Consider the following 12,805-nt stretch of genomic DNA (forward strand, 5'->3'; position numbering starts at 1 on the left):
GCCTAGCGAGCGGCCGGCTCCGGATCCGTCGACAGTTTGCGGTGCGCGCGCAGCGCCTCGATCTCGCGCTCGAAATCCTCCGCGGACGAGAACGACCGGTACACCGACGCGAACCGCAGGTACGCCACCTCGTCCAGATCGCGCAACGGGCCCAGGATGGCCAGGCCGACCTCGTGGCTGGGCACCTCCGGCGACCCCGCGGCGCGCACGGTGTCTTCCACCTGCTGGGCAAGCAGATTCAGCGCGTCGTCGTCGACCTGGCGGCCCTGACATGCCCGACGGACCCCGCTGATGACCTTTTCCCGGCTGAAGGGCTCGGTGACGCCGCTGCGTTTGACCACGGCCAGCACCGCGGTTTCGACGGTGGTGAAACGTCGCCCGCACTCGGGGCAGGACCGGCGGCGCCTGATGGCCTGGCCCTCGTCGGTCTCCCGCGAGTCGATCACCCGGGAGTCGGGATGACGGCAGAACGGACAGTGCATGACCGCTCCTTCGCCGTGCTCACATCCGGGGTCGCAGAACACCCCGAGCGTACCCGTGCGCTCCCCGGCTTGGGACGGACACCTTTCGCCGATTCGCCGGGTCAGCCGACCGGCGCGATCAACGTCTGGCCCGCGGCCAGCGAGGGTGAGTTGAGGTCGTTGAGTTCGCGGATCCGCTCGGCGACCTGGCGGGCCGGCGCGTCGGGCGCCACCCGGTGCGCGACATCCTGCAGGGACTCCCCGGGCTCGACCCGCACGACGGCCAGCCGATCGGGGACCGCGGCGGTCGCTCCCGCGGAATCGCCGTTGACCGCCTGCCCGATGTTGGCGACCAGGCCCAGCCACAGGGTGATGGCCGCGGCGACCAGCGCCAGCCCCACCGTCGTCGCCAGCGTGACGGGCCGACGCGTCCGGTGCGGGGCAACCGACATCGCCACACCGGTGCCGTGGTAGCGCGGCGCCGCACCCGCCGGCCTGGCCGGGCCGGGCCGGTGAAAACGCGCAAGGCCGTCCCGGCCGTGGCGGAGACCCTGCGCCGGCCCGTTGACCGGGCGCCGGACGCCGGACGTACGCGGCGCGACTGTGTGGATGATGGTCATCTGCGTTCCTCCGGTCAACTCATTCTCGCTCGTGTGTTCGACTATAGTCGCTCGTGTGTTCGATAACCGAACATTTGAGCGAAGCGTGTCGGACGAGCAAAACGCTAGAGCACCCCACCGACAACTTTCGGGGCGCGACCTCTGACATGGCGTTGAGATACCCGATCGATCGAAGAGTTACACCTTTGTTATTCGGCCGCTCCGGGGGTGTTTCGGCGGGCCGCCGCCGCAGCACGACACGCGAGTCGAACACATGTTTGATTCTTCGCCCCGGTGCGGCTACATTCGGTGCATGAGCGACAGCAACGACACCCCATCAAGCAGCTCGCCCCCCGCAGATTCCTCGCTGACCGAACGGCAGCGAACCATTCTCAACGTCATCCGCGCGTCGGTCACCAGCCGCGGCTACCCGCCGAGCATCCGGGAGATCGGCGATGCCGTCGGACTGACCTCGACGTCCTCGGTGGCGCACCAACTGCGCACGCTGGAGCGCAAGGGATACCTGCGCCGCGACCCGAACCGGCCGCGGGCCGTGGACGTCCGGGGCGCCGAGGACGCCACCGACGCGGCGCCGGTCACCGACGTCGCGGGCTCGGACGCCCTGCCCGAGCCCAGCTACGTCCCCGTGCTGGGGCGCATCGCCGCCGGTGGGCCGATACTCGCCGAAGAGGCCGTCGAGGATGTTTTCCCGCTGCCCCGCGAGTTGGTCGGCGAGGGCACGCTGTTCTTGCTCAAGGTGGTGGGCGATTCGATGGTCGAGGCCGCGATCTGCGACGGCGACTGGGTCGTGGTGCGCCAGCAGCACGTCGCGGACAACGGGGACATCGTGGCCGCCATGATCGACGGCGAGGCCACGGTCAAGACGTTCAAGCGCGCGGGCGGTCAGGTGTGGCTGATGCCGCACAACCCGGCGTTCGACCCGATCCCGGGCAACGACGCCACCGTGCTCGGCAAAGTCGTCACGGTGATCCGCAAGATCTAGCCGCGCTCGGCCGGCCCTGACTCAGTCGGCCTTGTGGAAGCCGTTGGCTTGCGCGACTTCTTCGCTGGACAGCCACAATTCGGCCAGGGTGTCGTGATAGAGGGGGCTGCCGGGCGTGTAGTACAGGCCGAAGCTCGCGCTGGCCTTGATCGGATAGCCGTCGGGCACCTGGTACGGGTCGTCCAGCGGCAGGCGGATCGTCGGGCGCCGACCGGGTGCCGACGCCCCGCCGGCCGCTGAGGCCACCTCCGACGGCTCCTCGTCATCCGCGGCAGCGTGCCGACCGACGCGGGATTCCGCGGCGGCCACGGCCGCCGCCTCGGGAACGACCGTGCGGGACGGCCCGGCCTCCTCGGCGGCGGCCCCCTCATGGCCCACCTCCTCGTGGCCCGTCCCCTCGTAGCCGGCCTCCTCGTAACCGGCCTCTTCGTAACCGGCCTCCTCGTAGCCGGCCTCTTCGTAGCCCGCCTCCTCATGGTCGGCGCCCTCGTAGCCGGCCTCCTCGCGGCGGTCCTGCACGGGCACGTCGGGATAGCCCACCTCCGACAGTGCCGCCGCCGAGACGATGGGTATGGAATCCGTGTCCACCGCGTCGGGATTCTCGTCTTCGGCGACTGCATCCTCGAATTCGGTTGCGCCGTGGTCGGATTCGCCTTCGCCGTACCCACCGGCCGCTCGGCTCCAGCTGACCCGCCCCGCGGATTCGGCGTCGGCGTGCGGCTGGCCTTCGGCCGCCGCGACGTCTCCGACCGGGAAATGGTCGGTCGCGAGGTCGGCGTCTTCGCGCTCCCAGTGCCCGTCAAGCGGGCCCTCGTAACCGGCATGGACGTCGCGCTCGGGTTCGTAGGCGGCGGTGACGGGGCCGCGGCGGGCGCGGCGCCGGCGCATTCCCACCGCCGTCAGCGCCAACAGGGCGATCAGCAGCAGCACCCCGACGGCGGCCGCCACCCACCACCAGCGCCAGGCGAACTTCTTGCCGTGCGAGGGCATCGCCGCGGTGCTCGGCTGGTTCTGCCCCGAGACCTGCAGGCCGGACAGCAAGGGAGCCAGGTTCGACGGGTCGGTGCTGAACGAGTTCTTCGCCCGGTTCCACGAGATCTTGCCGCCGGTGAACTGCTGCGAAACCACGTCGCCGTCGACGGCCTGATCGCCGACCGGGGCACCGAGCTTGCCGTTGGGGCCGCGGAGCTTGTCCCACGCGGCCTTCATCGCGCCCCGCACCACGAACGCGCCGTGATCGGGGGTCCAGAAGATCACCGGCTTGTCGGCCGCCGCGAAGGTGGCGACGCGGCTGGAGGGGCCGATGCCGCCGTCGGACTCGTTGGCGGTGGGGTAACCGAGGTCGCTGCCGGCCGGCCCGCCCAGCGACTCGTACTTGGCGAGGATGTCGCTCTCGAGGGCGTTCGCACCGGTGGCCGGGTTGAAGAACACCTTGCCGCCGGCGAAGTTCTGGGCGATCCCGTCGCCGCCGATCGGGTAGTTGCCGCCCTGCTTGGCGCCCAGCGGGCCGGTGGCGCCACCGGCCGCCCGCCAGGCCATGTTGATGGCCGCGGCGGGGTCGATCGCGACCTGCAGGCCCTTCAGTTGGTCGCCCAGTTGCGCAGGGTTGGTGCTGAACTCCTTGGTCTTCCTGTTCCAGGAGATCTCGCCGCCGCTGAACTTCTGGGACGTGACCTCACCGTTGTACGTCTCGTCGCCGGTCGGTGCCCCCAGCACCCCGCCCGAGCTGCCGAGCTTGTCCCACGCGGCGTTCATCGCGCCGCGCACCACGAAGGCGCCGTGGTCTGGGGTCCAGAAGATCACCGGCTTGTCGCTGGCCGAGAAGGTGGCCACCCGGCTGTCCGGTCCGGCCAGGCCGGGAACCTCGTTGATCGTCGGGAACCCGAGGTCGCTGCTCACCGGCCCGCCCAACGCCTCGTATTTGTCCAGGACCGGGCCGTACACGAATTTGGCGCCGGTGTCGGTGGTGTAGAACATCTTGCCGGCGTCGAAGTCCAGCGCGAAGCCGTCGCCGGCGGGGTACACGTCGCCCTTGCGCGGGCCCAGCGGGGAGGTGTCGCCACCGGCCTTCTCCCACGCGGCCATCATCGCGGCTTCGGCGTCGCCGATCGGCGATGCGGCGGCGGACGGCGCCAGCAAGGCGGCCGTGAACACCGTGGTCACAATGCCGACCAGCGCGCGCCCGACCAGCTTGTGCATTCGACCTCTCTGCCCGTTCACCAAGCCTCCGATGGATAGGGCCCTATCCCTGGCCATGACCGCACCTTGCAGACCCCGCGAGCGGGTCATACCCGAACCGCTGGGAAGCAACACTCTGACGAACCGCATTATCGCCGGGCCCGCATAACTTTGCCCCGGCCGACAAGCAATGCGAAGTCAAATTGGAAATAGTACGGAAAAGGAGACCGCGCCGATGTCGAAATGATGCCGGAGCGCGCCCGGACGGTGATCGACCACGCTCACCAGCGCCGCGGTCGCCGGCGTGGCGATGTGTGACTACGCAGTCGATATACGAGAAACACATGCGCCGACGGTACGCGAGGCCCTTGGTTGATCAGCGAACTACCCGGCGGAATGGCCGATTCGGCCATTCTTTGTTTGGCGGGCCGGCCGGCCGGTGGCACGCGTGTTGCGGCGTGCCGTCCGCGCCGGAAGACGCGATTGTGTTGCACCGCAACGCGTTTCCTAGACGCCGAGGCTGCGGCCGACGATCTCCTTCATGATCTCGGTGGTGCCGCCGTAGATCGTCTGCACCCGGGCGTCGAGATAGGCTCGCGCGACCGGGTATTCGCGCATGTAGCCGTAGCCGCCGTGCAGCTGCAGGCAGCGGTCGATCAGGTGCACCTGCTTCTCGGTGGCGTACCACTTGGCCATTGCGGCCTGTTCGGCCGTCAGCTTGTGGTCGAGGTGCAGGCGGACGAACTCGTCGACCATCATCCGCACCACGGTGGCCTCGGTGGCCAGCTCGGCGAGGACGAAGCGGCTGTTCTGGAAGCTGCCGATCGGCTTGCCGAAAGCCTTGCGCTCCTTGACATATTGCAGCGTCTGCTCCAGCACGCCTTCCATCGCGGCGGCGGCCATGATGGCGATCGAGATCCGCTCCTGCGGCAGGTTCTGCATCAGGTAGATGAATCCCATGCCCTCCTCGCCGAGCAGGTTTTCGGCCGGGACGTGCACGTCGGTGAACGACAACTCGGCCGTGTCCTGCGCGTCGAGCCCGATCTTGTCCAGGTGCCGGCCGCGTTCGAATCCGTCCATGCCGCGCTCGACCACGATCAGCGAGAAGCCCTGCGCGCCTTTGTCCGGGTCGGTCTGGGCGACCACGATCACCAGGTCGGAGTTGATCCCGTTGGTGATGAACGTCTTTGCGCCGTTGAGCACGTAGTGGTCGCCCTGCTTGACCGCGCGGGTCTTGATGCCCTGCAGGTCGCTGCCGGTGCCCGGCTCGGTCATGGCGATCGCGGTGATGATCTCGCCCGTGCAGAACTTGGGCAGCCAGCGTTGCTTCTGCTCGTCGTTGGCCAACGCCAGCAGGTACGGCGCAATGATGTCGTTGTGCAGGCCGAAGCCGATCCCGCTGTAGCGGCCGAGCGTGGTCTCCTCGGTGATGATCGTGTTGTACCGGAAGTCGGGGTTGCCGCCGCCGCCGTACTCCTCCGGCACCGCCATGCCCAGAAAGCCCTGCTTCCCGGCCTCCAGCCACACGCCGCGGTCGACGATCTTGGCCTTCTCCCATTCGTCGTGGTAGGGCGCCACGTGGCGGTCGAGGAAGGCGCGGTAGGACTCACGGAACAACTCGTGCTCAGGCTCGAAAAGCGTGCGCTCGTACTTGATGGCAGCACTCATGGACGACCTCCGCTTGAACCTCGGCGACTGGGACCCTGCCGCCCAAGATATACCAACCAGCCGGTTGGTCGGCAGTGGGTGGGGCCGCGTGCTCAGTCGGCGGCGAACTCGCGCAGGCTGGCCGCCAGCGCCACGGGAACGCGGGCCCGGATGCGGGTGCCGTCGGCGTTGTGCTCCTCCTGCTGGACGCGCCCGCCGGAGTGCAGCCGGGCGACGAGGTCACCGCGGTCGTAGGGGATCACCACGTCGACGGCCGTGTCCGTTGCGACGGCCAGCTCGGTCATCCGCCGGCGCAGGTCGTCGACGCCCTCGCCGGTGCGCGCGGAGACGAACACCGCGCCGGGCAGCGCGTGGCGAAGCTTGGCCAGCGTGAGGTCGCTCGCGGCGTCGACCTTGTTGACGACGAGCAGCTCGGGCGGCGGGCTGCCGTCATGGGAGGCGATGTCCGCAAAGATCTCCGAGACGACCTGGCGGACCGCGTTGATCTGCGCCATCGGGTTGGCGTCGGAGCCGTCGACCACGTGCACCAGCAGATCGGCGTCGACGACCTCCTCCAGCGTCGAGCGGAACGCCTCGACCAGCTGGGTGGGCAGGTGCCGGACGAACCCGACGGTGTCGGTGAGCACGGCCGGCCGCCCGTCGGCGAGTTCGGCGCGCCGGGTGGTGGGTTCCAGGGTGGCGAACAGCGCGTCCTGCACCAGCACCCCGGCGCCGGTCAGCGCGTTGAGCAGGCTGGACTTGCCGGCGTTGGTGTAGCCGACGATGGCGATCGACGGGGTGTCGCTCGCCAGCCGGCGGCTGCGCTGGGTGTCGCGGGCCTGCTTCATCTCCTTGATCTCGCGGCGCAGCTTGCTCATCCGTTCCCGGATGCGGCGGCGGTCGGTCTCGATCTTGGTCTCACCGGGACCGCGCAGGCCCACGCCGCCGCCGCTGCCGCCGGCGCGGCCGCCGGCCTGCCGCGACATCGACTCGCCCCAGCCGCGCAGCCGGGGCAGCATGTACTCCATCTGGGCCAGCGACACCTGCGCCTTGCCCTCCCGGCTGGTGGCGTGCTGGGCGAAGATGTCCAGGATCAGCGCGGTGCGGTCGATGACCTTGACCTTGACGGCCTTTTCCAGCGCGGTCAGCTGCGCCGGGGACAGCTCGCCGTCGCAGATGACGGTGTCGGCGCCGGTGGCCAGGACCACCTCGCGCAGTTCGGCGGCCTTGCCGGAGCCGATGTAGGTCGACGGGTCGGGCCGGTCGCGGCGCTGGATGAGTCCCTCGAGCACCTGCGAGCCGGCGGTTTCGGCGAGGGCCGCGAGCTCGGCCATGCTGGCCTGGTTGTCGGCGGCGCTGCCCTCGGTCCACACGCCCACCAGGACGACGCGCTCCAGCCGCAGCTGGCGGTACTCGACCTCGGAGACGTCGGCGAGTTCGGTGGACAGCCCGGCGACCCGGCGCAGCGCCGAGCGGTCTTCGAGGGCGAGTTCGCCCGTGCTGGGCTCGAGATCCGGCTGATCGTAAAAGGGAGTTTCGGGATGTGTCATAGGCAATTAGCAATAGTGCACGCTGAATCGGTGCAGCGCACCCGATTTAACGCTCCTGGGCGCGCCACCATTCCTCGCTGATCTCGCCGCGGGCCACCAGCACCGACGGCCCGCGCAAGTAGCTCGTGGCGTCGGTGATGGTCACCACGACGTCGCCGCCGGGGACGCGCACCGTGAGGGTCCCGGTGTCGGCCCCCGCATCGGCCAGCGCGGCGACGGCGGCTGCGACCGTCCCGGTGCCGCACGAGCGGGTCTCCCCCACGCCGCGTTCGCGCACCCGCATCCGGACCAGCCCGTCGACCGGTGCCGTGAGCACCTCGACGTTGACGCCGTCCGGGAACTGGGCGCGGTCGAACTGCACGGGTGCTGCCACGTCCAGCGCCGCCAGACCCTCGGCGTCCAGTTGCGGGTCGACGCAGGCCAGGTGCGGGTTGCCGACGTCGACCGCCAGGCCGGTGAAACGCCTGCCGCCGATCGTGGCCTGCCCGCTGCCGACCCGGTTGGCCTTGCCCATGTCGACGGTGACGTCGGCGTCGGTCCCGCCGACGTGGTGCAGTGTGACCGGCCGCGGGCCGGCCAGCGAGCCGACGACGAACTCATCGCGCGGTTCCAGGCCGCTGGCGCGCAGGTAGTGGGCGAAGACGCGCACGCCGTTGCCGCACATCTGCGCGGTCGACCCGTCGGCGTTGCGGTAGTCCATGTACCAGTCGCCCGCGCCGACGCCGTCCGGCAGGCGCTCGAGGACACCCACCCGCACGGCGGCGCCCGCCGTGGTGATCCGCAGCACCCCGTCGGCGCCGAGCCCCCGGCGCCGGTCGCAGAGCGCTTCCACCCGGGCGGCGGTGAGCGCCAGGTCGGCGTCGAGGTCGGGCAGCAGCACGAAGTCGTTCTGCGTGCCGTGGCCCTTGGCGAACATCACCAGGTCAGGATACGTGCCGCCACGCTCCCAAAGCGCCGTCGACGAGGCGCGCCCCGTCCGCGGCGTCCAGCCAGGTCACCCGGTGATCCCGGCGAAACCACGACCGCTGGCGTCGCACGTAGCGCCGGGTGCCCGCGTAGGTCTGCTCCCGCGCGTCGCGCAGGTGTTCGTCGGCGCCGCCCGCGTCGAGCGCCGCGAGCACCTGCGCATAGCCCAGGGCGCGGGCGGCGGTGACGCCGTCGCGCAGGCCTTCCGCCAGCAACCCGCGGACCTCGTCGACCAGGCCCCGATCGAACATCGCGTCGGTGCGCCGGGCCAATCGCTCATCGAGAATGGTTGTGTCGCAATCCAATCCGATGATGGCGGTGTCCCAGCGCGGGGCGCCGATGCGCGGCGCCGAGGCGGCGAACGGGCGGCCGGTGAGCTCGACGACCTCCAGGGCGCGCACGGTACGCCGGCCGTCGGTGGGCAGGATCGCCGCGGCCGCCGCCGGGTCGCGGCGGGCCAGCTCGGCGTGCAGTTCGCCCACCCCGACCTCGGCGAGCCGCCCCTCCCAGCGGGCCCGCACGGCGGGGTCCGTGGCGGGAAACGACCAGTCGTCGAGCAGGGACTGGATGTAGAGCATCGAGCCGCCCACGATCACCGGGACCGCGCCCTGGGCCGCGATCGCCTCGACGTCCGCGGCGGCGGCCCGCTGATAACGGGCGACGGTGGCCGTCTCGGTGACGTCCAGGACGTCGAGCTGATGATGGGTGATGCCGCGGCGCTCCGGGACGGGCAGCTTGGCGGTACCGATGTCCATGCCGCGGTACTGCTGCATCGCGTCGGCGTTGACGATCTCCCCGTCCAGGCGCTCGGCGACGTCGAGCGCCAGCTGCGACTTGCCCGTGCCGGTGGGCCCGATGATCGCGAGGGGCCGCTGGTTCATAGCTGCCAGAAGCCGGCGAAGTAGCCCACGCCGTAGGGCGCTCCCCGGTAGAGCTCCTTCGCCGAGCGCGGCCCGGGCTCCGCCAGACCGGCGAGCACCTGGAACGCGACCCGTCCCAGGATCTGCGGTGGCAGCGCGGCCAGGGCGGCGACGTCGCCGTTGGCCAGCGCGTCGTCCAGGGCCGCTTGCGCCTCGGCGTCGTCCGGGTGGTAGCCGCCGGGCGCGGCCGGTGTCAGGGTGTTCGCCCCGTCGGCCACCACCAGCACCCCGACCGCGTCCGGGCTGCGGTCCAGCTCGGCGCGCAACTGCCTGCCGCGGGCCAGCGCGGTGGCGGTGTCGTGGTCGCTGCGATAGACGCGAACCCGCGCACTGGCCTCGGGACGCGCCCGCCCCCGCACCCAGCCCGCGAGCAGCGCGCACAGTGGAAGGTCGCCGGCGGCGTCGGCCTGCGGCGACAGCCCCACCCTGACGTCGACCCCGAACCCGGCGAAGGTGCCACCGGAGTCGGGCCCCAGCGCCTCGTCGGCCCTGCCCGTGCCGACGGCGACCCAGCGTGGCGGCAGCAGGGCCGCGGCCCCGAGCACCGCCGCGGTCAGGTCGGCCACCTCGGCGGAAGCCGCCCCGGCCAGCTCGGGCACGAGCACCGGCGCGGAGGGAACAATCGCGATGGCGCCCAGCACGCCACAAACCTAGCGGGATCCGGACCCCACTAGGTAATCGTCGGGCTGCCGTCCGGCGCCGTGACCGGGATCGACTCCTCCGGCGGCGGATCGGCGGGCAGCGGGTCGGCTTTCAGGTCCCGCCCCGTCCCGGCCACCATCGAGGCGGCCTCGCCCCGCGCCAGCGCCACCGTCGCGATGAACACCAGCGCCACGGACGAGATCAGCGCCAGCGCCGCGGGCCCGCTGGCCCGGAGCGTCTCGCCGAGCACGAGGACCCCGAGCACACCGGCCACGACGGGCTTCGCCACGGTCATGGTCGGCAGGGACGCGGTCAGCGCGCCGGCGCGGAAGGCGGATTGCTGGAAAACCATGCCGCACAGCGCCACCAGGAGCCAGGGAACGAATTCCGGCATGCGCAGCACCGCGCCGGGGCCGTGTTCGGCCTCCTCGACGACCCCCTTGGTCAGCACCGCGAACAGCGCCAGCGACGAGCCCGCCACCACCGCCAGCAGCACCGCCGCGATCGGACGGCCTTTCCAGATCCGCGCCCCCACCACGCACAACACCAACGCCGGGCCCATCACCGCGGCCACGATCAGCCACGTCGACACCGAAGCCCGCTCCTGACCGGAGCGCGGGTCGCCCACGATGATGACCACCGCCAGCGCCGCGGCCAGCACGACCGCCCACACCCATTCCCAGCGGGTCACCCGGTAGTTGGTCAGCCGCGCGTAGATCGGCAGCGCGAACAGCAGCGCGGTCACCTGCAGCGCCGTCACCAGCACCACCGATCCCCACGCCAGGGCGCCGGCCTGCAAGCTGTAGTTGACGATCGCCGCGAGGCCGCCCAGCCACCAGCGCTTGTCGCGCAACGACATGCGGAACAGCTCCAGGTGGCCGACTTCCTTGTCGGTGATCTCGTGCGCCGAGCGTTGGCGGATCACGTCGCCGACGGCGGAAGCCAGCGCCGCGCACAAGGCAATCAGCGCCGCGACATCGACTTTCGTCATGCGAACCCCCTCACCGGCATTTCCGACCAGCATTCCCGTTGACGATGCGTGTACACGTGCAGTTCGATCAGAGTTCACGACCACTGTAGTGCGACCGCGCCGGGCGCACGGCCCTCAGCGGCCCCGACGGTGGATCAATAGTGCGCCCGCAGCAAACCTTTGTACAGCGCGGCGACGGCTTGCCACCGGCCGGCGGGCCCCACCAGAACCACCACTCGCCCCCGCTACGCTACCGGGCGGCGCGACCGCGCCCTACGGCCGAAGCGGCTGTGGAATCGAACCGTTACGCGGCGGCGGCCGCCGCCGACGGGGACGCCGGCAAAAGGTAGGCGCGCGCCGTCGGCCAAGCTGCTTGAATACTGTTGGAACAGGTTGACTAGGCGCCGCTGAGCGCGGCAGGCGCGCGGGACACTGACCGCGCGAACGAAGGGTGGTGACGAGCGGATGACGGCCGACGAGCCAGGCGGCGACGCTTCACCCAAGCCCGTTCCACGCCCGGGACCCCGTCCCGGTCCCCGGCCGGTGAGCCCGGGGCCGCGACCCACGCCCTATGCGGCGGCGGCCCACCCGGCCAGTGACCCGCACCGGTTCGGACGGGTCGACGACGACGGCACGGTCTGGCTGATCAGCTCGGCCGGCGAGCGCGTCATCGGCTCCTGGCAGGCCGGCGATCGCGAGGCCGCCTTCGCCCACTTCGGGCGCCGATTCGACGACCTGAGCACCGAGATCACCCTGTTGGAGGAGCGGCTGGCGTCGGGCAGCGGGGACGCGCGCAAGATCCGGGCCAACGCCTCGGCGCTGGCGGACACGTTGCCGACCGCAACCGTCCTGGGCGACGTCGACGCGCTCTCGGCCCGGTTGGCCGGCCTCCTCGAGCACGCGGAGGCGACCATCGCCGAGGGCCGCTCGAAACGCGAGGAGCATCGGGCGGCCCAGACCGCCCGCAAGGAGGCGCTGGCCGCCGAGGCCGAGGACCTGGGCGCCAATTCCACGCAGTGGAAGGCCGCCGGTGACCGGCTGCGGGCGATCCTCGACGAGTGGAAGACGATCAGCGGCCTGGACCGCAAAGTCGACGACGCGTTGTGGAAGCGCTATTCGGCGGCCAGGGACGCCTTCAACCGGCGGCGGGGCGCCCATTTCGCCGAGCTGGACCGGGAGCGGTCGGGGGTCAAGCAGTCCAAGGAGCGGCTCTGCGAGCGCGCCGAAGAATTGTCCGATTCGACGGACTGGACGGCCACCAGCGCGGAATTCCGCAAGCTGCTCACCGAGTGGAAGGCGGCCGGACGAGCGACCCGGGAGGTCGACGACGCCCTGTGGCGCCGCTTCAAGGCCGCCCAGGACTGCTTCTTCACGGCCCGCAACGCCGCCACGGCGGAGAAGGACGCCGAGTTCCAGGCCAACGCCACCGCCAAGGAGGCTCTGCTGGCCGAGGCGGAGAGGATCGACACCAGCAACCTCGACGCCGCGCGGGCGGCGCTGCGAACCATCGCCGACAAGTGGGACGCGATCGGAAAGGTGCCGCGGGAACGGTCCGCCGAGTTGGAGCGGCGCCTCCGCGCGATCGAGAAGCGGGTGCGCGACGCCGGCGAGGCCGACTGGTCGGATCCCCAGGCGCAGGCGCGGGCCGAGCAGTTCCGGATCCGTGCCGAGCAGTACGAACAGCAGGCCCGGAAGGCGGCGGCGGCCGGCCGTACCAAGGAGGCCGACGAGGCCCGGGCCAACGCCGAGCAGTGGCGGCAGTGGGCCGATGCGGCCGCCGAGGCGCTGACCCGCAGGCCCTAGCGGCGATCGCGAGCGCGGCGTAGCCGGGCGAAGCGGGTCGCCACCATCAGCCGGCGGCGATCGCGA

At 71.1% G+C, this 12,805-nt stretch carries 11 protein-coding genes; 2 read left to right on the plus strand and 9 right to left on the minus strand.

Annotated elements, in window-relative coordinates; genetic code table 11:
- Nucleotides 1–2 precede the first annotated feature (2 nt).
- Both nrdR and A5696_RS19220 read right to left on the minus strand, forming a co-directional pair.
- The gene (gene nrdR / locus A5696_RS19215; RefSeq protein ID WP_067882533.1) at nucleotides 3–482 is read right to left on the minus strand and encodes a transcriptional regulator NrdR; all 480 of its coding nucleotides are present in this window, start codon (nucleotides 480–482) and stop codon (nucleotides 3–5) included.
- 101 nt (nucleotides 483–583) lie between these two features.
- The gene (locus A5696_RS19220; protein WP_067882535.1) at nucleotides 584–1,081 is read right to left on the minus strand and encodes a LysM peptidoglycan-binding domain-containing protein; all 498 of its coding nucleotides are present in this window, start codon (nucleotides 1,079–1,081) and stop codon (nucleotides 584–586) included.
- Between the two features lie 292 nt (nucleotides 1,082–1,373).
- Here A5696_RS19220 and lexA point away from each other — a divergent pair, with 292 nt between their 5' ends.
- On the plus strand, nucleotides 1,374–2,063 hold the full coding sequence (gene lexA / locus A5696_RS19225; RefSeq protein ID WP_067882537.1) for a transcriptional repressor LexA: 690 nt from the start codon (nucleotides 1,374–1,376) through the stop codon (nucleotides 2,061–2,063).
- Between the two features lie 21 nt (nucleotides 2,064–2,084).
- Here the strand turns inward: lexA and A5696_RS19230 are convergent, their stop codons facing one another.
- From A5696_RS19230 to A5696_RS19260, 7 genes are all read right to left on the minus strand, one after another.
- Nucleotides 2,085–4,262 carry an LGFP repeat-containing protein gene (locus A5696_RS19230; RefSeq protein WP_067882539.1) on the minus strand — a complete coding sequence of 726 codons (2,178 nt, stop codon included), beginning with the start codon at nucleotides 4,260–4,262 and terminating at the stop codon, nucleotides 2,085–2,087.
- A 486-nt stretch (nucleotides 4,263–4,748) separates the two neighbouring features.
- Nucleotides 4,749–5,909 (minus strand): acyl-CoA dehydrogenase family protein, encoded by a 1,161-nt coding sequence (locus tag A5696_RS19235; RefSeq protein WP_067882541.1) that lies wholly within the window; start codon nucleotides 5,907–5,909, stop codon nucleotides 4,749–4,751.
- Nucleotides 5,910–6,001: 92 nt separating this feature from the next.
- Nucleotides 6,002–7,438, minus strand: coding sequence for a GTPase HflX (gene hflX, locus A5696_RS19240; RefSeq protein WP_067882543.1), 1,437 nt, complete (start codon nucleotides 7,436–7,438; stop codon nucleotides 6,002–6,004).
- Nucleotides 7,439–7,484: 46 nt separating this feature from the next.
- Nucleotides 7,485–8,357, minus strand: a complete 873-nt coding sequence (dapF, locus tag A5696_RS19245; RefSeq protein WP_067882545.1) for a diaminopimelate epimerase — start codon at nucleotides 8,355–8,357, stop codon at nucleotides 7,485–7,487.
- A 4-nt stretch (nucleotides 8,358–8,361) separates the two neighbouring features.
- The gene (gene miaA / locus A5696_RS19250; protein ID WP_067882547.1) at nucleotides 8,362–9,285 is read right to left on the minus strand and encodes a tRNA (adenosine(37)-N6)-dimethylallyltransferase MiaA; all 924 of its coding nucleotides are present in this window, start codon (nucleotides 9,283–9,285) and stop codon (nucleotides 8,362–8,364) included.
- Nucleotides 9,282–9,965, minus strand: coding sequence for a hypothetical protein (locus A5696_RS19255; RefSeq protein WP_067882549.1), 684 nt, complete (start codon nucleotides 9,963–9,965; stop codon nucleotides 9,282–9,284). Before A5696_RS19255 ends, miaA begins: the two co-directional genes overlap by 4 nt.
- Before the next feature lie 29 nt (nucleotides 9,966–9,994).
- On the minus strand, nucleotides 9,995–10,957 hold the full coding sequence (locus A5696_RS19260; protein ID WP_067882668.1) for a DMT family transporter: 963 nt from the start codon (nucleotides 10,955–10,957) through the stop codon (nucleotides 9,995–9,997).
- Nucleotides 10,958–11,401: 444 nt separating this feature from the next.
- Between A5696_RS19260 and A5696_RS19265 the strand changes: the two genes are divergently transcribed.
- Nucleotides 11,402–12,739 (plus strand): DUF349 domain-containing protein, encoded by a 1,338-nt coding sequence (locus A5696_RS19265; protein ID WP_067882551.1) that lies wholly within the window; start codon nucleotides 11,402–11,404, stop codon nucleotides 12,737–12,739.
- Nucleotides 12,740–12,805: the final 66 nt, after the last annotated feature.

It is taken from the genome of Mycobacterium sp. E2699 (genome assembly GCF_001666745.1).
In the GTDB taxonomy this organism is placed as follows: domain Bacteria; phylum Actinomycetota; class Actinomycetes; order Mycobacteriales; family Mycobacteriaceae; genus Mycobacterium.

Bases quoted from the DNA above. Each gene is read 5' to 3' on its own strand.
- nrdR (WP_067882533.1), bottom strand. From the start codon at position 482: ATGCACTGTCCGTTCTGCCGTCATCCCGACTCCCGGGTGATCGACTCG.
- A5696_RS19265 (WP_067882551.1), top strand. From the start codon at position 11,402: ATGACGGCCGACGAGCCAGGCGGCGACGCTTCACCCAAGCCCGTTCCA.
- hflX (WP_067882543.1), bottom strand. From the start codon at position 7,438: ATGACACATCCCGAAACTCCCTTTTACGATCAGCCGGATCTCGAGCCC.
- A5696_RS19230 (WP_067882539.1), bottom strand. From the start codon at position 4,262: ATGCACAAGCTGGTCGGGCGCGCGCTGGTCGGCATTGTGACCACGGTG.
- A5696_RS19220 (WP_067882535.1), bottom strand. From the start codon at position 1,081: ATGACCATCATCCACACAGTCGCGCCGCGTACGTCCGGCGTCCGGCGC.
- A5696_RS19235 (WP_067882541.1), bottom strand. From the start codon at position 5,909: ATGAGTGCTGCCATCAAGTACGAGCGCACGCTTTTCGAGCCTGAGCAC.
- A5696_RS19260 (WP_067882668.1), bottom strand. From the start codon at position 10,957: ATGACGAAAGTCGATGTCGCGGCGCTGATTGCCTTGTGCGCGGCGCTG.
- miaA (WP_067882547.1), bottom strand. From the start codon at position 9,285: ATGAACCAGCGGCCCCTCGCGATCATCGGGCCCACCGGCACGGGCAAG.
- lexA (WP_067882537.1), top strand. From the start codon at position 1,374: ATGAGCGACAGCAACGACACCCCATCAAGCAGCTCGCCCCCCGCAGAT.